Below are 19,241 nucleotides of genomic sequence, written 5' to 3' on the forward strand. Positions count from 1 at the left end.
CCATATACCTTCTAAAAAATAAAAGAAGATCATGCCAAGAGTATTATTTATAGATAGAGACGGAACGCTTATTAAAGAACCCGCTGACCAACAAATTGATTCCTTCCAAAAATTGGAGTTTTACCCAAAAGTGTTTCAATACTTAAGTAAAATTGCAAAAGAATTGGATTTTGAAATCGTTATGATTACAAATCAAGACGGCTTAGGAACAGAAGTGCACCCAGAGGATAAATTTTGGCCAGTTCATAATTTTGTGTTGCAAACATTCAAATCTGAAGGAATTATTTTTAAAGAACAGTTTATCGATAGAACCTTTGCAAAGGATAACGCCCCAACCCGTAAACCAAATACAGGACTTTTGACTCAGTATTTTTCTTCGGAATACGATCTTGAAAATTCATTTGTCATCGGTGATAGGTTGACAGACGTTGAACTTGCCAAAAACTTAGGTGCCAAAGGTATTTTTATTAATGATCACACACATTTAGGCACTAATGAGATCACTGTAAAACGGGATGATTTAGAGGATTTTATTGCTTTAGAATCTAATGATTGGGAGGAAATCTATACCTTTTTAAAATCTGATGCCAGAACAGGAAGCTTAGAACGGAACACCAATGAAACCAAGATTAAGATTGATCTTAATCTTGATGGTACTGGAAAGAGTAAAATTGATACAGGTCTTGCTTTTTTTGACCATATGCTAGACCAAATTGCAAGACACGGTCAATTAGACTTAAATATCAAAGTAGATGGCGACTTAGAGGTTGATGAGCACCACACTATTGAGGATACCGCTATTGCATTGGGAGAGCTATTTGCTCAAACCCTTGGTAATAAATTAGGTATAGAACGCTATGGTTTCGCATTACCTATGGATGATTGTTTAGCCCAAGTAGCCATAGATTTTGGAGGTAGAAACTGGCTAGTATGGGAAGCAGACTTTAAAAGGGAAATGATTGGTAAGATGCCTACCGAGATGTTTTACCATTTCTTTAAATCCTTTACAGATGGGGCAAAATGCAATTTAAATATTAAAGCCGAAGGGACTAACGAGCATCATAAAATAGAAGCCATTTTTAAGGCCTTTGCCAAAGCTATTAAAATGGCCGTAAAACGGGATTTGGAGAAAATGATTTTACCATCAACTAAAGGAACCCTTTAAACAAAACGCATTTGAAACTTGTTATTATAAATTACGGCGCAGGCAACATTAAAAGTATTCAGTTTGCTTTTCAACGTTTGGGCATTGAGGCCATCTTAAGCGATGATCCAGATGAAATTCAAACAGCAGATCGTGTGATTTTTCCAGGAGTAGGTGAGGCGAGTTCTGCCATGACGATGTTGAAATCTTCGAGGCTAGATCTTTTGATACCCAAACTAACACAACCGGTTCTAGGTATCTGTCTAGGCATGCAACTCATGTGTACATCTACAGAAGAAGGCAACACCAAGGGGCTTGGCATATTTGATGTGGAGGTCAAAAAGTTTTCAAAAAAAGTTAAAGTTCCACAAATGGGATGGAATACCATTACAAATTTAAAATCTGACTTATTTAAAGATATTAAAGAACAAGAATTCATGTATCTTGTTCACAGTTTTTATGCCGAAATAAGTAATGAGGTCATAGCAACCACGTCTTATGAACTGCAATATGCTTCTGCGCTTCAAAAAGACAATTTTTTTGGGGTACAATTTCATCCTGAAAAAAGCAGTTTGGCAGGTGAACAGGTGTTAAAGAATTTTATAAATATTAAATAGCTAAAGGCTATTGGTACCAAGTGATGGGCTAATAGTTAAGAGCAAAGCATAGTAAATGAGAATAATTCCAGCAATAGATGTTATAGATGGTAAGTGTGTTCGCCTCACTAGGGGCGACTATAATACCAAAAAAGTGTACAATGAAAATCCTGTTGAAGTCGCAAAAGCATTTGAGAATGCGGGCATTCAATATTTACATTTAGTTGACCTAGATGGTGCAAAAGCACAGCATATTGTCAACTATAAAGTCTTAGAACAGATTACTTCTAAAACCAACCTAAAAATTGATTTTGGAGGTGGTTTAAAAACCAATGAAGATTTACATATTGCTTTTAACTCAGGTGCTCGCCAAATAACAGGAGGAAGCATTGCGGTTAAAAACGCTAAAATATTTGAATCTTGGATACAAAAGTATGGTGGCACAAAAATTATTTTAGGTGCCGATTGTCAGAATGAAAAAATAGCCGTCTCTGGATGGCAAGAAGAAAGCGACCTCGATATATTGCCTTTTGTTAAAGACTATCTCTACAAGGGCATACAGTACGTGATCTGTACAGACATCGCTAAAGACGGCATGTTAGAGGGACCTTCTTTTGATTTATACGAAAAGCTCATTCAAGAAACCCGGGATATTAAGCTGGTAGCTTCTGGAGGGATAACCTCAATAGAAGATATCAATAAGCTTGAAGATATTGGTTGCGAAGGCGCTATTATTGGTAAAGCGCTATACGAGGGTCACATACGTCTAAAAGATTTGGAAATCTACGGTTAAACCATTAGAAATTTCGATTAAAACTTATGCTTACAAAACGAATTATCCCGTGTTTGGATATTAAAAATGGAAGAACCGTTAAAGGGGTTAATTTTTTAGATTTAAGAGATGCGGGTGATCCCGTTGAGCTAGCTAAAAAATATGCCAAACTTGGTGCCGATGAATTAGTGTTTTTGGATATTTCGGCAACATTAGAAGGCCGAAAAACCATGATAGATCTTGTGTTAAAAGTGGCAGAGCAGGTGAATATCCCGTTTACGGTTGGTGGAGGCATTTCAAGCGTTGGTGACGTAGATCAGCTTCTAAAATCTGGTGCCGATAAAGTGTCTATCAACTCTTCAGCAGTAAAAAGACCAGAGTTGGTTACAGAGCTATCCAATAAATTTGGAAGTCAATGTGTTGTGGTTGCTATTGATGCCAAAGATATAGATGGGGAATGGATGGTACATTTAGCCGGCGGTACAATTCCCACAGATTTAAATTTATTTGATTGGGCAAAAGAAATGGAGCTAAGAGGAGCTGGAGAAATACTGTTCACATCCATGAATAATGATGGCACCAAGGCTGGTTTTGCCAATGAGGCTTTATCGCGTTTATCAGAAACAGTCAATATCCCAATTATAGCCTCTGGAGGTGCTGGAACCATTCAGCATTTTGTAGACACCTTTAAAATAGGCAAAGCAGATGCTGCATTAGCGGCAAGCGTTTTTCATTTTGGTGAGATTGAGATTTTCGATCTTAAACGAGAATTGAAGCAGCAAGATATTGCTGTTCGACTTTAAAATACTCTTGCTAAGCAATTATAAATCAACAGTTAGATTGCTTTCAAACAAATAGCACAGTTTCTTAGAAACTAAATAAAATAAGTTTTGATGACTATAGATTACAGTAAAAATAACGGACTCGTTCCTGCAATTATTCAAGATGCAACTACCAAAAACGTACTCATGTTAGGGTATATGAATGAGGAGGCACTAAAAAAAACACAAGACACTAAACTGGTCACTTTTTTTAGCAGGAGCAAACAACGCTTATGGACCAAGGGCGAAGAAAGCGGAAATGTGCTGCACTTGGTAGATATTAAATTAGATTGTGATAATGACAGCTTGCTAGTTACCGTAAATCCCAAAGGCCCAACGTGCCATACAGGCGCTGATACCTGTTGGGACGAAACCAATGATCAAACTTTTGGTTTTCTTTCAAAATTGGAATCGGTCATCGAAGATCGCAAAACTAACGCTTCCGAAGACACTTCTTATGTGGCTTCTTTATTCGCAAAGGGTATTAATAAAATAGCCCAAAAAGTAGGCGAGGAAGCCGTTGAAGTCGTGATTGAAGCAAAAGACAATGATGATAACCTCTTTTTAAATGAAAGCGCTGATCTTCTATTTCATTATCTTATTTTGCTTCAGGCTAAAGGGTTTAAAATGAATGATATTGTTGCTGTTCTAGAAGATCGGGATAAAAAATAAGCCATCGCTATAAAGCAATGGCTTGTGGACTTAAAGATTAGTTTAGAAAGTTCAATCAGTCATAAGCACCACTTTTAAGTTGGGATAGTTTGTCTTGAGCGCTTTCTCTAGACCTATAACGTGTGACGCGCCAACAATAACAATGTTTTTTTCCAAACCAGAAGCTATTACTTGCTCGGCAATGTTCTGAGACATTCTAAAATTACGTGCGTTCCAATATTTTTCACCTTCGGTACAACCAGATGTTTTAACTTCAGCATAAGTAAAAGCGCTTGATTTATGGAGTCGTTCTAAAGATTTACGGCTATTGATATGTGATCCTAAACCTCTAAAAAGCGCTGGTATAATTGCGGAATTATATCCTTTTTTATTCAATTTCGTATTAATGGCGTTATTACCATTGTACTGCCCTTCTTTTGAACATTTGCTCCAAGCCTCATGATACTTTCCGTTGGTACGTTGATCATCCATAGACTTCAATAACTTTATGTTCTGATCTAAGGCCAACTTAAATGTAAGGTCACCATCCTCATGGCGTGTAGGCTTGTGCGAACCTTCGCTGCCGTAAGTTTTTATATAAGAATAAAACTCATAATTGGCATGATCTCTATGATAAGTAAAGGTTTTTATGAGGAAGTCTAAGTCGTTATTATTCATAGTATTAAAATCTCTTTTTAAGATGGACTGAAATCTATTTTCATCTGGAGTAAATACAGATTGTATTGAATCTGATAAGCGATAGAATTTTTGATAGCTTTTAGACCATCCGTCTTTTAAATAGGCCCAGCTAAGACTATCAGTCCCTCTAGGACTTTCAACATAAATAGCATCTGGATGGTATGTGATGGCATCCTTGAGCATCGGCTTGTAACTCCGTTTTATAATTTTAGGAACGGTATGCATGGTTCCCATGATATAGATTTCTTGAGGATTTTCGGTTTGTGCATTTGAGCTTAAAATTCCGAAGAAAAAGATGGCGATTAAAGTGGTGATTGTTTTCATAATAGTCATGTGTTTTGATTAAACTTTCTGAAAACAAATTTAGAAGAAGACCTTGCTCTAATTCAATAATAATGGGACTTTGGGGTGAAATCAAATGCTGCTGTGGTGAAATTAATGGTGTTAATTTAAAATGTTTTAGAATAAAGACAAACTTCTAAAATCATAATCCTAAAACAAGCTTAGATTGCTCTAAATAAGTCTTAGAAATTGGCACTTCTATCTGATGGGAAAGATGAATTATAGGTTTTCCTTTTTCGGTTTTCCAAGATTGAAAATGATAAGGATTGATCACATAGCCGCGATGCGTTCTTAAGAGATCGGGAAACGTATCGGCAACAACCGATAGTTTATTTCTAATAAGGGTCTTTTTCAGCACATGTCCGTCAAGGTAAAACACCTCGATGTAATTATCAGAAGACTGAATGCTAATCAAATCCTGCTGTTGAAGTCGCAAGCCTTCATAATGACCTTCTCCCTTAATTTCAATTTTTTGATCCTCAAACTGTTTCTCTTTGTATTTGCCAAAGCCAAATCGTCCAATAAGTAAAACGGGAAGTATAGTAAGCATTGCGGGAGCTAAAATAGCCCTGAAATGAAACCACAAACTATAAGCATTGGGATGCCAATGGACTATAAATTGCAAATAATAAAAACGCATAACCACAACCGCAATACCTATAAATAAGATCAGTACTAGTAGCTCATCTCGAAGTCGCCATTGACCGCTCTTATGATAAAGCCATTGCTGAACGGGTAACAACATTATATAGATGATTGCTGTTAAAATGCCATAGAGTGGGAGATAAATTAGCTTTTCAGTAGCGTTAAACTCATTGACGTCAAGCGGCTCTGTAAAATAGAGAAATACAAATACCCAAATGGCCAAGCCTAAGGCGATCAAGAGATGGTGCTTTATAGATGGATCAAATGGATACTTTACAGTCAAATTAGAGGTTTACGTTTAGATTTTAAAAATAAGATTTTATGCGGAAATCCCAAATCAACAAAAACGCTAATAATTTTATAATCTTCATCAAAATAACTTACTTGCGTGCATGTTTACAAAGCGCTTTTATTACGTAGTCTCCATTCAATATTTAGGATATCGATTTCATGGTTGGCAAAAACAGCCAAAATTGAAAACCATTCATTTTATGATTGATCGCACGCTCAATTACGTGCTTGAAGGCAAACGCTTTAAAACGTTGGTTTCTGGACGAACAGATGCCATGGTCTCTGCAAATGAAACTGCTTTTGAATTATTTGTTTATCATGAAATTGAAGATAAAGAGGCTTTTATTGCCTTATTCAATCACAATCTTCCTCAAGATATTAGAGCGTTAAAAATGGAAGAAGTGACTGCCGAGTTCAATATCATCCAGCATTCTAAGGTTAAGGAATATGTTTATGTTTTTACCCACGGCCAAAAATGTCACCCCTTCTGTTCTCCAATAATGACCACCTTTTTAGAGCCCTTGGATATTGAACTTATGAAAAAGGGCGCAAAATTGTTTGAAGGGCTTCATAATTTTAAACCCTATTGTTTTAGAGCCACTGAGAAAGGACTTTATGAGCGTGAAATTTTACATTGTGAAATTACAGAGAACACCATGTTTACTGCAAATTTCTTTCCTTCGGAAAGCTATACGCTCATTGTTAAGGGTAAGGGTTTTGGTCGAAATCAAATCAGGCTCATGATGGGCACACTAGTCAATCTAGGAAGGGGAGACGTGACCTTAGCCTATATTGAAAACTCATTAAAACCCGAAAGCACCGAAGTCATGGGCTTTGTTGCGCCAGCTTCTGGTTTAATCTTAAACAGTGTTGAATTTGAATAGTGTTTAAATCTTCAATCGTGCACTAGCCATAACGCGTTGCTCTGCGTAATCTCCTTCCAGATATTTTAAATATCCTACAATACCAATCATGGCTGCATTATCTGTGGTATACTCAAATTTAGGTATGTAAGAGGTCCATCCAAATTTTTGCTCACCAGACATCAATGCCTCACGAATACCGGAGTTTGCAGAAACACCACCCCCTATTGCAATATGTTTGATACCAGTTTGCTTACTGGCCGATTTTAGTTTGTCCATCAAAATCCCAACAATAGTATATTGAATAGAAGCGCAAATATCATTTAAATGTTCTTCAACAAAATTGGGATTGGCTTTAACTTGTTTTTGTACAAAATAGAGAATCGCCGTCTTTAATCCCGAAAAGCTAAAATTAAGTCCGTCTACTTTAGGTTTTGTAAACGCAAAGGCTTTTGGGTTGCCCAGTTTAGCACGTTTATCAATCTCTGGACCAGCGGGATATCCCAAACCGAGAAGCTTTCCGCTTTTATCAAATGCTTCGCCAACCGCATCATCAATAGTTTCTCCTATCACTTCCATATCAAAATAAGAGTCCACTTTAATAATCTGAGTATGACCGCCAGAAATTGTCATCGCCAAAAATGGAAATGGAGGCTTCTTGTAATCCTTTTCATCTATAAAATGAGCCAAAATATGAGCTTGCATGTGATTGACATCAATCAATGGAATGCCCAACCCAAAGGCAAATGATTTTGCAAAAGAGGTACCCACCAGTAAAGAGCCCATGAGTCCGGGGCCACGGGTAAAGGCAATAGCATGCAATTGTGATTTATCAATAGCTGCTTTTTTCAGAGCTTGATCAACCACAGGCACAATGTTCTGTTGGTGGGCTCTAGATGCGAGTTCTGGCACCACACCACCATAAGCTTTATGAATGCTTTGATTGGCAACAACATTACTTAAAATAGTGTCGTTACAAAGTACAGCCGCCGCTGTATCGTCACAGGAAGACTCAATTGCTAAAATGTATATTTTTTGTGAAGCCATTAGAAGAAATTAGGCACAATAATTGTTAATTTTGAAGTCAAAGTTATAACTTTCCATTCGCATCAGAAAATTTCTCAAAATAGTCTCAAAAATTGTAGCAATCATCTTGCTACTGTTCATCATTTTGGTGCTGTTTTTTTCTATCCCAGCGGTTCAAACGTATTTGGGTAAAAATGCCACCAATCGTATTAATAATGAGTTCGGCACCAATATTAATATAGGGAAAGTTGGTCTACAATTTAATGGCGATGTCGAACTAAAGAATGTGTTTATTGCCGACTATAGAAAGGATACGCTCATTAATATCAACGAGCTGAACACCTCCATTCTAAGTTTTAGAAATTTATACAACGGTTCTCTAACCTTTGGAGATATTGATATTATTGATCTCACGTTTAATGTGAAAAAATATTTAGATGAAGACGAAACCAATCTTGATGTTTTTGTCGCCAAATTTAATTCTGACAACCCCAAAACCGAAGACAATCAATTTTTGCTCTCTTCCAGTGATGTCTCTATCTATAACGGCATCTTTAGAATGCTTGACGAAAATCGTGAAGAAGAAAAACTTTTAGAATTTTACGACCTCAATATCAACGCCACAAATTTTGTGATCTTTGGTAGCGACGTCAATGCGCGCATCAATACTCTAACGTTTAAAGACACGAGAGGCGCTTATGTCAAAAACATGATTACCGATTTTGAATATACCTTAGACCACATGAGTTTTCAAAATCTAAGCATCAAGACCGAAAACTCTAACTTAAAAGGTGCTTTGCGTTTTGACTACAACCGTGAAGACTTTATCTATTTTGAAGATAAGGTGAACGTTACCGCTAGTTTTAAGGATTCAGAAATCTACCTTAATGATCTCAATACATTTTATGATGAGTTTGGTTCTGACCAAAAAGCAGAAATTAACGTTGATTTTTCTGGAACCCTAAATAATTTAAATGCCAATAATCTTGAAGTCAAAACCAGTTCAAGAACTCGAATTTATGGAGATCTCAATTTCAAAGACCTTTTTAATACTGAAGAAGGCAACTTTTCTATGGATGGGCGTTTTGATAACTTGTCTTCTAATTATTACGATCTAAAAGCCCTATTGCCAAATATTTTAGGAGAATCTATTCCTTCTGTATTTTCCAAAGTAGGCAACTTTACCATTTCCGGTAGGTCTTACATTACAAAAAACACCATTGATGCCGATTTAAGAATAGTCACTTCAATAGGAAATATCGTTTCCGATATGAAAATGAATCGGGTAGATGATATAGACAATGCAAGTTACGTTGGTAACGTAAAATTTGAGGACTTCAATTTAGGCGCCTTGCTCAATAATGAAGATTTAGGAACAACATCCTTAGACGTATCTGTAGATGGTGTAGGTTTTACCTTAAAAAATCTAAGCAGTAGGGTGCAAGGTGAAATTTTTGAAATTGAATACAATAACTACAATTATAAAAATATTGAAGTTATCGGAAGACTTGGAAATAATATTTTCAATGGTTTTTTAGAGGCTAAGGATAAAAATTTCAAATTCAAGTTTGATGGTTTGGCCGACTTGTCAAAAGAGATCAATACCCTCAATTTTGTGGCCAACGTAGAATATGCAAACCTTAGGGCACTTAATTTTATTACCAAAGACAGTATTTCAGAGTTTAGAGGTATGGTAACTACCTCTATGAAAGGTTCTAATATTGATGATGCTTACGGTTCTTTAAATTTTAGAAACACCACTTATGTTAATGAGCATGACCAATATTATTTTAAAGATTTTAAAATAGAGTCGCAGTTTGAAGGTACCAAAAGAACCATTACTATTGATTCTCCAGATATTATGGAAGGGACCTTAAGCGGAAACTTTAAGTTTAAGGATATTGGTAAGCTGGTAGAAAATTCTGTAGGAAGCATCTATACCAACTACGTCCCAAACGTCATTGAAACCGATCAATATCTAGAATTCGATTTCAATATCTATAACAAAATAGTGGAAGTTTTTTATCATGAGTTGGAGTTGGGTGCAAATACCAGAATCAAAGGCCGCATGGAAACTGATGAGAAACAGTTCAACCTCACCTTTAATGCGCCACAGATTAAATTGTTTGATTATTTTGCCAACGATATTTCTATTCTAATAGACAATAGCAACCCCTTGTTCAATACGTATATTGAGATCGACACGCTCTACACCAAATATTATGACGTCTCTAAATTCAGTTTAATTAACGTTACCCAACGTGATACGCTATTTATTAAATCTGAATTTCAAGGCGGGAATCGAAACACCGATAATTTTGACCTCAGTTTATTTTATACCATTGATGAAAATAATAAATCCGTGGTAGGATTTAGTAGATCTAAAGTGACCTTTAAAGGAAATACTTGGACAATCAATGAAGACAGAAACAAATTAAACAAGGTGGTCTTTGATCGAGAATTCAAAACTTTCGATATTAATGAAATGGTCATGAGCCATTTTGAAGAACAGATTGAACTCTCGGGTATTGTCAAAGAAAATAACTACAAAGACATTCGGCTTGATTTTACAGATGTCGATTTAGATAAAATAACACCTAGAGTAGATAGCCTGACGCTGAAAGGTAAGGTCAATGGCAAATTGGAAGTTTTGCAGGAAGATGGTATTTATATACCAAGTTCTAATGTAACGATTACCGATTTTAAGGCCAATAATTATGAACTTGGAGATTTAAGAGCGGCCATCGTTGGCAACCAATCCTTAACCAATTATAATGTAGATATTACCCTTAAAAATGATAATTTAAAATCTTTAGATGCCAAAGGTACTATTGATGTAGAAACCAATATCATTGATTTAGACGTTGACCTTGACGAATTTCTTTTAGACCCCTTAGATCCTTTCGGAGCTGGCGTGATTACCAATATAAGAGGTCTGGTAACAGGGAGCGCCAAAGTTACAGGAGATCTTAAAAACCCAGATATTAATGGAGAATTGCTCTTGGATAATGCTGGGCTCACCATTCCATATCTAAATGTAGATTATAGTTTTGATTTTGATAGTAAGGTAAAATTAGAATCCCAGAAATTTATTTTTCAAGATGTAGAAATTACAGACTCTGAGTACTTCTCAAATGCAACGCTTAATGGATTTATTGGACACAAAAGTTTCTCAGATTGGAAATTGGGTCTAGAAATAGAAACCAGTAGACTTTTGGTATTAAATACCACTTATGATGAAGAGCAATTATATTACGGTACCGCGTTTGTTGATGGTATCGCAACTATAAAAGGCCCCACAGATCAATTGATCATCGCTGTTGACGGGAGCACCGCAAGAGGGACGGTTTTTAAAATCCCATTAAATGATCTCGAAACTTATGGAGACAACTCTTACATCCACTTCTTGAGTCCTGAAGAAAAACTAGCCCGATTAAAAGGAGAGGTAATTAGGGATACCGAGGTCAAAGGGCTTGAGTTACAATTTGATTTAATTGTAAATCCTTATGCCGATATTGAGATTGTAATAGACAAAAATTCAGGCAGCACCATCAGAGGTTCTGGTAACGGTAACTTACTTTTTGATATCAACACGAACGGGAAATTTCAAATGTTTGGTGATTTTCAAATTGTTGAAGGAACATACAATTTTGCCTACGGCGGATTTGTTCAGAAAAAACTAACCGTTGTGCCAGGTGGCTCTATACGTTGGGAAGGCGATCCGCTAAAAGCCCAAATTGGTTTAACTGCGGTATATCGAACGCAGGCAAACCCTTCGGTGTTGCTAGATAATCCCATCAATAGAAGTATTGATGTAGAGGTAGAGGTCAATTTGGCTGGACAACTAGAACAACCCGAACCCGATTTTACATTTAATTTCCCAAATGTAAGTTCCACAGTAAAATCTGAGCTAGAATACCGTTTAGAAACCAAAGAAAGTAGAACCAATCAAGCGCTCTTCTTGCTATCTACAGGCTCCTTTGCCAGTGAAATTAGTTTAGGACAACAAGCTTATGGTACCATATCAGATCGTGTAAATGCTTTTTTTAATAGTTTCTTGACCAATGCAGACGGTAAACTTCAAGTAGGTGTTAATTACGAGGTTGGCGAACAAACTACAGATTATGAAACCGATGACCGCTTGGGGCTGACCTTGAGCACCAAGATTAGTGACCGGGTACTTATCAATGGCAAAGTAGGCGTGCCCATTGGAGGGGTCAACCAAACGGTAATTGCCGGAGATGTTCAAATTGATGTTTTACTTAATGAAGAAGGGACACTCACCGCTAAATTTTTCAATAGAGAAAATAGCATTCGTAATTTTGGTGAAGAAATTGGATATACCCAAGGTGTCGGTATATCTTATAATGTAGAGTTCGATACTTTTAAAGAATTGTTCGAGATTATTTTCTACGGAAAAAATAAAATTGATAAAGAAGAAACCCCTAAAAAGGAAGATGAAGAATCTGAAGAAGATCTCACTCCCGATTTCATAAATATCAAGTCAAAAAACGATTAATTAAGTAATTCATACTGTGTGTTTTTAAGAAAAATAAGTTTTTTTATTAACGAAAACGTTTGATATTTAATAGGCCTCCCAAATAATAGCTAATTCCATTTATATTGTTGTTTTTGTTTACTAAGTTTACTTATTGAAAGTTAAAAAACAATGTCAAAAACAATAAAAAAAATAGGAGTCATGACCTCTGGAGGTGATTCTCCAGGAATGAATGCCGCCGTTAGATCTGTAGTAAGAACTTGTGCTTATCATCGCATTGCGTGCGCTGGTATTTATCGAGGTTTTGAAGGGATGATTGAAGGAGATTTTATTGATATGGATGCCCGTAGTGTAAAGGACATCATCAATAAAGGTGGAACCATTTTAAAATCTGCACGTTCAAAAGAATTTAGAACTCCAGAAGGACGAAAAAAAGCTTACGATAAACTTACCGAAGCCGGTATTGATGCCTTAGTCACTATTGGTGGAGACGGTACCTTTACTGGAGCTATGATTTTTGGTCAGGAATATGATTTTCCCGTGATGGGAATACCAGGAACTATCGATAATGATATTTTCGGTACAACGCATACCCTTGGCTATGACACTGCGCTAAATACGGTAGTAGAAGTCATTGATAAAATTCGTGATACGGCAAGTTCACACAATCGTCTCTTCTTTATTGAAGTTATGGGCCGAGATGTTGGTCACATAGCACTTAACGTTGGTGTTGGTGCTGGTGCTGAGGAAATTTTAATTCCCGAAGAAGATTTAGGTTTAGATCGTTTGTTAGAATCATTAAGACGTAGCAAGCGCTCAGGAAAATCTTCTAGTATAGTTGTTGTAGCTGAAGGCGATAAAATTGGTAAAAATGTATTCGAGCTAAAAGATTACGTAGAGGCCAATATGACAGAGTACGAAGTGAGAGTTTCGGTTTTAGGTCATATGCAACGCGGTGGTTCGCCATCTTGTTTTGATCGTGTACTTGCCAGTAGAATGGGAGTAAGGGCTGTTGAAGAGCTTCTTAATGGCAAAACAGCTTATATGGTTGGCTTATTGAATGATAAAATGGCATTAACGCCCTTTGAGCAAGCTGTAAAAGGAAAATCAAAAATCAACATGGAATTACTTCGGGTTTCAGAAATCATGACCACTTAAAAAGTATTAGAATAGAATTAAATTAATAGTAAATAAATAAACAAATACAATGGCAAATTTAAAATTAGGAATAAACGGTTTTGGAAGAATCGGAAGAATCGTATTTAGAGCAACTGTTAACCGCCCAGATGTGGATGTCGTTGCAATTAATGATCTTTTAGATGTAGAGCACTTAGCTTACTTGTTAAAATACGACTCCGTACACGGAAATTTTGACGGAACAATAGAAGTTAAAGACGGTCATTTGGTCGTTGACGGTAAAACCGTAAGAGTTACTGCAGAGAGAGATCCTAAAAACTTAAAATGGGATGAAGTAGATACAGACGTTGTTGCTGAATGCACAGGGATCTTCACTACTTTAGAAACAGCCGATTATCACATACAAGCAGGCGCTAAGAAAGTTGTGATTTCTGCACCAAGTAAAGACGCACCTATGTTTGTGATGGGTGTTAATGATAGTAAATTAACAGCAGCAGATAAGATTGTATCTAATGCATCTTGTACAACAAACTGTTTAGCACCTTTAGCTAAAGTTATTGATGATAACTTTGGTTTAGAAGAAGGGTTAATGACAACCATTCACGCAACTACTGCAACACAACTAACTGTTGATGGTCCATCTAAAAAAGATTTTAGAGGCGGTAGAAGTGCACTTTTAAATATCATCCCAGCATCTACAGGAGCTGCAAAAGCAGTTGGTAAAGTATTACCAAAAGTAGATGGTAAACTTACAGGTATGGCTTTTAGAGTACCAACCGCAGATGTTTCTGTTGTAGATCTAACCTTCAGAACTGAAAAAGAAACCAGCTTAGAAGAAATTAAAGCTGCGTTTAAGAAAGCTTCAGAAGGAGAAATGAAAGGTGTCCTTGGATATACTGATGAATTAGTAGTATCTCAAGACTTTGTTAGCGATGCACGTACAAGTATTTTTGATGCAGATGCTGCTATCGAGTTAAATTCTAAGTTCTTTAAAGTTGTATCTTGGTATGACAATGAGTTTGGATATTCTAACAAGTTAGTTGATTTAGCTCAAAAAGTAAATTCTCTATAATAAGTTTAAACATAAAATCCGTAGTCACTAAGATGCACAAATATTGGGTAACTTAGATTTCTACGGATTTTTTATACACCATACACATGATTTTAATTGTAGATAGTGGATCCACAAAATGTGACTGGATCGCAGTAGATAAAGATGGAAAACAACTCCGCGAAAAAATTCGTACTAGTGGCTTAAATCCCGCTATTCTTAAGGAAAATAAGATTAAGAAAATCATCAAGGAGAGTGAAGAGTTAATGGATTTGAAAGAAGCCGTTACCCATGTTTTTTTCTACGGTGCTGGTTGCGGTACAGAAAAACCGAGAACCATGTTAGCACACGTTCTTCAATTTATTTTTGTAAATGCTGTAGTTGATGTTCAAGAAGATACAATGGCGGCGGTACGCGCGACATTAAATCATGATGACGAAGCTGCTGTGGTTTGCATTATGGGTACTGGTTCAAATTGCAGTTATTACGATGGTAAAAAGTTACACCAACGTGTTAAATCTTTGGGGTATTCCTTAATGGACGACGCTTCTGGAAATTACTTCGGAAAAGAGCTCATTAAAGACTACTATTACAATAATATGCCAGAGGAGATCAAAATCGCCTTTGAGCACAAATACAATTTAGATCCAGACGTTATAAAATACAACCTGTACAAGCAACCAAATCCTAATGCATATCTCGCAAACTTTGCAGAGTTCATGTTTTTAAATAAGGATTCGGAATATACCAAGAAGCTTATTAAATCAGGTATTACAAGATTTGCCAATAACATGATTTTTCAATATAAGGAGGAAATAAAAACTGTTCCAGTACATTTTGCAGGATCGATTGCGTTCTTTTCTGAAAATGAAATTCGTGAAGTCGCAGCAGAAATGGGATTCATTGTCGGTAATTTTGCAAGACGCCCAATTCAAGGCCTTGTAAAGTATCACACAAAAGATATGTAAACTATGGAAATAGCACTTATTGCCCATGATGGTAAAAAAACAGAAATGGTTCAGTTTCTAAATGAACACAGGGCAATACTACTTCAAAAGAACATCCAACTGGTGTCTACCGGTACCACAGGTAAAAAAGTAAAAAAAGCCGGTTTCGAGGTAGAGCGCATGCTTTCCGGTCCTTTGGGGGGCGATGCACAAATCGCAGCACGTGTTGCTGAGGGTAAATGTCATATGGTACTCTTTTTTAGAGATCCCTTAGAAAAACACCCTCACGAACCAGATGTATTAATGCTTATGCGTATTTGTGATGTACATGATGTGCCTTTGGCCACCAACCCTGCTACCGCACAACTATTGATTAAGGCTATGTCGTTGCTTTAAACGATTTTACAATAGCAAAACAGCACACCAATACCACAGCACACAATCCGAATGCCAATGCTGTTTTTCCGTAGATAAAATTACCTATGGCAAATAAGGTGCAATACACACCGATAACCCCACAGAAAAATCCTAATATTTTCATTCCGAATCCTTTAAACTTAGATTCGCTACCAAAAATCAGACTATCAAAGGAATTTATGGTTTCCTCGTTTGAAGGTTTTGTGAGCAAGGTGACAACAACCCATCCAATGGTGGTTACCAGAACTCCAAAGACCAATTGCCAATGACTTTCCAATTCCACAAACGGTGTATCCATTTTTCCATTTACAAAAAAGAATAGCGCAATTCCAAAGGAAATAACCATGGCAGCAATTTCAGAATACGGATTGATACGATGCCAGAACCAGCGTAAGATAAATAGCAACCCCGTACCGGCACCAATTTGTAACATCAAATCAAAAGCATCTCTTGCCTCTTCAAGCACCAATGCCAAAAGTGCAGCGCACACCATCATCACTACAGTAGAAATTCTTCCCGCCAATACTTGTTCTTTATCTGAAGCATTCTTTCTTACAAATCGGGCATAGAAATCATTGACCACATAAGAGCTTCCCCAGTTAAGGTGGGTGGAAATGGTGCTCATAAACGCAGCGATTAAAGAGGTAATGACTATTCCTAAAAGTCCTGCAGGCAAAAACGTAAGCATGGCAGGGTAGGATAGATCATTCTTTACAAAGGAAGATTCCAATTCTGGAAATGCGGCTTGTAAACTTTCGATGTTCGGAAAAATCACAATGGAGGCAAGACCAATAATGATCCAAGGCCAAGGCCGTAAGGCATAATGGGCAAAATTAAAGAATAATACAGCCCAAGTCGCATGTTTTTCATCTTTGGCAGCAAGCATACGTTGTGCAATATAACCACCGCCGCCAGGCTCTGCACCAGGGTACCAAACACTCCACCATTGTACAGCTAACGGAATAATCAATAAGGGGATAAAGAGCTCTGGTTTTGAGAAATCTGGAAGCATTGCTGTTTTTTCAGCAACTTCAGGAGTGGCTAATAGTTTTTTGATACCTCCAATTTCGGACATATTGACGATATGGATGGTTGCCCAAATACTCCCAACCATCGCGATGATAAATTGAACGAAATCTGTCAGCAATACGCCTTTTAATCCGCCCAAAGCAGAATAAACAACCGTTACTACCGATGCGATGAAGAGTGTTTGAAAAGTTGTGAAACCAAACATTACATGACCAATTTTTATGGCTGCCAAGCACACATTGGCCATAATGACAACGTTAAAGAACACTCCTAAATAGATGGCTCTAAAGCCACGTAAAAAAGCGGCACTTTTTCCGCTGTATCGCAATTCGTAAAACTCAAGATCTGTGGTAATTCCGCTACGTCGCCATAACTTAGCATAGAAAAAAACAGTAAGCATGCCGGTTAACAAAAAACTCCACCATATCCAATTTCCGAAGACACCATCTTCTCTAATTACACCAGCAACAAAGTTGGGCGTGTCTGCAGCAAAGGTTGTTGCCACCATACTCACGCCGAGTAACCACCAAGGCATATTTCTGCCAGAAAGAAAAAAGGCCTTAGAATCTTTACCTGCTTGTTTAGAAACGTAAACGCCAATAGCAGCAAATAAAGCCAAGAAAAATATAATGATGACCCAATCTAGTGTAGAAATTACCATATTAAAATAGAGAAAGGTTAGACAAACAAATCTAACATTAATATTGAAATAAACACAGCCTCATTATTTAATGACTGGGCATAAAAAAACCGACTCAAGTGATATTAACATACCTGAGTCGGTTTTTTCTATATTTTGAAAAGAATTAATCTTCTACAACGTGCATCACTGGGTTTTTATCTACCCATTTGCCATTTTTAGATTCCCCGAGAATAAGAACGTCTTTAGTAAGCTCATATTCCTTGATGGTCCTCATCATTTGTTCTTTTGTATCTCTATGTAATTTAATACCTGTGTTTTTACCCTTATTTCTAATCTCTATATAAAATCCATCCCTGAATTTAATTGGTCTTGTTGGAGGTCTTCCCATGAATGTGTATTTGAAAAAATTTATTTTGGCATATTAATAAAAAAATAAACGATACGCAAGTGTATTGCTATATAAAATCAAGTCTTTTTTAACAACGAAATCACCCTTAAATATTTTGTGATATAAATGGGCTCCTAATCTTATAAAATTGATATTTTTAACTTGAAAGTTCAAGACATGAAAATGAAGCTAAAAAGAAAGAAAAAGTCCTATAAAGTCAAAAACTTACCTCCAGGAACAATGGCCTATCAAGGCAAGAAGGAGGTGACATCTACTTCAATTGATATCATAAATTACAATCAAGATACCTATCATGTTAAGAATTCCAAGCTTATTAATGATGCGTTTCATTATAAAGGAACTAATCAAGTAACTTGGGTTAATATCAATGGCCTTAATAATTTAAAAGATATTGAGGAGGTTGGCGAGCACTACAACATCCACCCCCTTACTTTAGAAGATATTGTAAATACCCATCATCGCCCAAAAATTGATGAATTTGAGAATTATCTGTTCATCGTATTTAAGATGCTATATTTTAAAAATGACGAAGAATTGCAATATGAGCATGTTAGCATGATTGTAGGAGAAGACTACATATTGACATTTCAAGAAGCAGATGGGGATGTGTTTGATGATTTAAGGGAGCGTATATCAAGCTCTAAGGGGCGCATAAGAACCCAAGGCGCCGATTATCTCATGTATGCTATTCTCGATGCTATTGTGGATAATTACTTTTCAGTGATTGAAGCTTTTGGTGATAAAATAGAAGATCTTGAGGGTAATATTTTTATGGCTAACACCGACAGTAATGAAACACCCAACCAAATTCAAAGCTTAAAACAGGACATCCTTAAGATTAGAAGGGCAATCTTTCCGCTAAGAGAGGTCATTAACAGACTAGAAAAAGCAGATGTCAATTTTATTGACGTTAAAACAAACAGCTATTTACGCGATCTTTATGACCATATCATTCAAGTGAGTGAATCTATAGATTTGTACCGGGAGATGGTTTGGAGTTTAATGGACATGTACATGACCATCATTAGCAATAAAATGAATGAGATCATGAAGGTCTTAACCATTATTGCCACCATTTTTATTCCGTTGACCTTTATAGCGGGGATCTACGGTATGAATTTTAAAAATATGCCTGAGCTTCAAACCGAAAATGGATATTTCTATTTATTAGGAGCTATGGCTATTTTATTCTTATTTATGTTAAACTATTTTAGAAGAAAAAAATGGCTTTAACACAATTTAAGTTAATAAACCTTAATG

At 36.5% G+C, this 19,241-nt stretch carries 17 protein-coding genes; 12 read left to right on the top strand and 5 right to left on the bottom strand.

The annotated features are described in order from the left end of the window. Positions 1 to 31: 31 nt before the first annotated feature. The 5 genes from hisB (at position 32) to hisIE (ending at position 4,005) form a co-directional block, all read left to right on the top strand. Complete coding sequence (gene hisB / locus P176_RS0117870; RefSeq protein WP_026755986.1) at positions 32 to 1,165, top strand: bifunctional histidinol-phosphatase/imidazoleglycerol-phosphate dehydratase HisB; 1,134 nt, start codon at positions 32 to 34, stop codon at positions 1,163 to 1,165. A gap of 11 nt (positions 1,166 to 1,176) precedes the next feature. Continuing rightward, positions 1,177 to 1,761 carry an imidazole glycerol phosphate synthase subunit HisH gene (hisH, locus tag P176_RS0117875; RefSeq protein ID WP_026755987.1) on the top strand — a complete coding sequence of 195 codons (585 nt, stop codon included), beginning with the start codon at positions 1,177 to 1,179 and terminating at the stop codon, positions 1,759 to 1,761. A gap of 55 nt (positions 1,762 to 1,816) precedes the next feature. Continuing rightward, the gene (gene hisA / locus P176_RS0117880) at positions 1,817 to 2,533 is read left to right on the top strand and encodes a 1-(5-phosphoribosyl)-5-[(5-phosphoribosylamino)methylideneamino]imidazole-4-carboxamide isomerase (RefSeq protein WP_026755988.1); all 717 of its coding nucleotides are present in this window, start codon (positions 1,817 to 1,819) and stop codon (positions 2,531 to 2,533) included. 26 nt (positions 2,534 to 2,559) lie between these two features. Continuing rightward, the gene (gene hisF / locus P176_RS0117885; protein ID WP_026755989.1) at positions 2,560 to 3,315 is read left to right on the top strand and encodes an imidazole glycerol phosphate synthase subunit HisF; all 756 of its coding nucleotides are present in this window, start codon (positions 2,560 to 2,562) and stop codon (positions 3,313 to 3,315) included. A gap of 90 nt (positions 3,316 to 3,405) precedes the next feature. Next, the gene (gene hisIE, locus P176_RS0117890; RefSeq protein ID WP_026755990.1) at positions 3,406 to 4,005 is read left to right on the top strand and encodes a bifunctional phosphoribosyl-AMP cyclohydrolase/phosphoribosyl-ATP diphosphatase HisIE; all 600 of its coding nucleotides are present in this window, start codon (positions 3,406 to 3,408) and stop codon (positions 4,003 to 4,005) included. Between the two features lie 51 nt (positions 4,006 to 4,056). On the opposite strand, the gene P176_RS0117895 is transcribed toward hisIE, so the two are convergent. Together P176_RS0117895 and P176_RS0117900 are read right to left on the bottom strand one after the other, a co-directional pair. Beyond that, a complete protein-coding gene (locus tag P176_RS0117895; protein WP_156033157.1) occupies positions 4,057 to 5,007 on the bottom strand; it encodes a DUF5694 domain-containing protein in 951 nt (316 codons plus the stop codon). Between the two features lie 160 nt (positions 5,008 to 5,167). Beyond that, positions 5,168 to 5,953 carry a LytTR family DNA-binding domain-containing protein gene (locus tag P176_RS0117900; RefSeq protein WP_026755992.1) on the bottom strand — a complete coding sequence of 262 codons (786 nt, stop codon included), beginning with the start codon at positions 5,951 to 5,953 and terminating at the stop codon, positions 5,168 to 5,170. Positions 5,954 to 6,062: 109 nt separating this feature from the next. Here P176_RS0117900 and P176_RS0117905 point away from each other — a divergent pair, with 109 nt between their 5' ends. Further along, complete coding sequence (locus P176_RS0117905) at positions 6,063 to 6,845, top strand: tRNA pseudouridine(38-40) synthase TruA (protein WP_026755993.1); 783 nt, start codon at positions 6,063 to 6,065, stop codon at positions 6,843 to 6,845. Between the two features lie 3 nt (positions 6,846 to 6,848). On the opposite strand, the gene tsaD is transcribed toward P176_RS0117905, so the two are convergent. Next, positions 6,849 to 7,871, bottom strand: a complete 1,023-nt coding sequence (gene tsaD, locus P176_RS0117910; protein ID WP_026755994.1) for a tRNA (adenosine(37)-N6)-threonylcarbamoyltransferase complex transferase subunit TsaD — start codon at positions 7,869 to 7,871, stop codon at positions 6,849 to 6,851. A gap of 106 nt (positions 7,872 to 7,977) precedes the next feature. Here tsaD and P176_RS0117915 point away from each other — a divergent pair, with 106 nt between their 5' ends. The 5 genes from P176_RS0117915 (at position 7,978) to P176_RS0117935 (ending at position 15,879) form a co-directional block, all read left to right on the top strand. Next, entirely contained in the window at positions 7,978 to 12,369 is a 4,392-nt protein-coding gene (locus P176_RS0117915; protein WP_231481293.1) for a translocation/assembly module TamB domain-containing protein, read from the top strand. 150 nt (positions 12,370 to 12,519) lie between these two features. Beyond that, entirely contained in the window at positions 12,520 to 13,506 is a 987-nt protein-coding gene (gene pfkA, locus P176_RS0117920; protein ID WP_026755996.1) for a 6-phosphofructokinase, read from the top strand. Between the two features lie 49 nt (positions 13,507 to 13,555). Continuing rightward, entirely contained in the window at positions 13,556 to 14,557 is a 1,002-nt protein-coding gene (gene gap / locus P176_RS0117925) for a type I glyceraldehyde-3-phosphate dehydrogenase (protein ID WP_026755997.1), read from the top strand. Positions 14,558 to 14,643: 86 nt separating this feature from the next. Further along, positions 14,644 to 15,504 carry an N-acetylglucosamine kinase gene (locus P176_RS0117930; RefSeq protein WP_026755998.1) on the top strand — a complete coding sequence of 287 codons (861 nt, stop codon included), beginning with the start codon at positions 14,644 to 14,646 and terminating at the stop codon, positions 15,502 to 15,504. A gap of 3 nt (positions 15,505 to 15,507) precedes the next feature. Beyond that, a complete protein-coding gene (locus tag P176_RS0117935; RefSeq protein ID WP_026755999.1) occupies positions 15,508 to 15,879 on the top strand; it encodes a methylglyoxal synthase in 372 nt (123 codons plus the stop codon). On the opposite strand, the gene P176_RS0117940 is transcribed toward P176_RS0117935, so the two are convergent. Next, positions 15,863 to 17,590 (bottom strand): sodium:solute symporter family protein, encoded by a 1,728-nt coding sequence (locus tag P176_RS0117940; RefSeq protein WP_026756000.1) that lies wholly within the window; start codon positions 17,588 to 17,590, stop codon positions 15,863 to 15,865. The genes P176_RS0117935 and P176_RS0117940 overlap by 17 nt on opposite strands. Positions 17,591 to 17,735: 145 nt before the next feature. Continuing rightward, on the bottom strand, positions 17,736 to 17,960 hold the full coding sequence (locus tag P176_RS0117945) for a hypothetical protein (RefSeq protein ID WP_026756001.1): 225 nt from the start codon (positions 17,958 to 17,960) through the stop codon (positions 17,736 to 17,738). 183 nt (positions 17,961 to 18,143) lie between these two features. On the opposite strand from P176_RS0117945, the gene corA reads away from it, so the two are divergent. Beyond that, positions 18,144 to 19,214 carry a magnesium/cobalt transporter CorA gene (corA, locus tag P176_RS0117950; RefSeq protein ID WP_026756002.1) on the top strand — a complete coding sequence of 357 codons (1,071 nt, stop codon included), beginning with the start codon at positions 18,144 to 18,146 and terminating at the stop codon, positions 19,212 to 19,214. The last annotated feature ends 27 nt before the right edge of the window (positions 19,215 to 19,241 follow it).

Source organism: Sediminibacter sp. Hel_I_10 (assembly GCF_000688335.1).
Lineage (GTDB): Bacteria > Bacteroidota > Bacteroidia > Flavobacteriales > Flavobacteriaceae > Psychroserpens.

Excerpts from the sequence above, each read along its gene's own strand:
- P176_RS0117905 (WP_026755993.1), top strand. The coding sequence starts at position 6,063 with ATGTTTACAAAGCGCTTTTATTACGTAGTCTCCATTCAATATTTAGGA.
- P176_RS0117940 (WP_026756000.1), bottom strand. The coding sequence starts at position 17,590 with ATGGTAATTTCTACACTAGATTGGGTCATCATTATATTTTTCTTGGCT.
- hisF (WP_026755989.1), top strand. The coding sequence starts at position 2,560 with ATGCTTACAAAACGAATTATCCCGTGTTTGGATATTAAAAATGGAAGA.
- tsaD (WP_026755994.1), bottom strand. The coding sequence starts at position 7,871 with ATGGCTTCACAAAAAATATACATTTTAGCAATTGAGTCTTCCTGTGAC.
- corA (WP_026756002.1), top strand. The coding sequence starts at position 18,144 with ATGAAGCTAAAAAGAAAGAAAAAGTCCTATAAAGTCAAAAACTTACCT.
- P176_RS0117935 (WP_026755999.1), top strand. The coding sequence starts at position 15,508 with ATGGAAATAGCACTTATTGCCCATGATGGTAAAAAAACAGAAATGGTT.
- hisB (WP_026755986.1), top strand. The coding sequence starts at position 32 with ATGCCAAGAGTATTATTTATAGATAGAGACGGAACGCTTATTAAAGAA.
- gap (WP_026755997.1), top strand. The coding sequence starts at position 13,556 with ATGGCAAATTTAAAATTAGGAATAAACGGTTTTGGAAGAATCGGAAGA.
- P176_RS0117930 (WP_026755998.1), top strand. The coding sequence starts at position 14,644 with ATGATTTTAATTGTAGATAGTGGATCCACAAAATGTGACTGGATCGCA.
- pfkA (WP_026755996.1), top strand. The coding sequence starts at position 12,520 with ATGTCAAAAACAATAAAAAAAATAGGAGTCATGACCTCTGGAGGTGAT.
- hisA (WP_026755988.1), top strand. The coding sequence starts at position 1,817 with ATGAGAATAATTCCAGCAATAGATGTTATAGATGGTAAGTGTGTTCGC.
- P176_RS0117945 (WP_026756001.1), bottom strand. The coding sequence starts at position 17,960 with ATGGGAAGACCTCCAACAAGACCAATTAAATTCAGGGATGGATTTTAT.
- hisIE (WP_026755990.1), top strand. The coding sequence starts at position 3,406 with ATGACTATAGATTACAGTAAAAATAACGGACTCGTTCCTGCAATTATT.
- P176_RS0117895 (WP_156033157.1), bottom strand. The coding sequence starts at position 5,007 with ATGAAAACAATCACCACTTTAATCGCCATCTTTTTCTTCGGAATTTTA.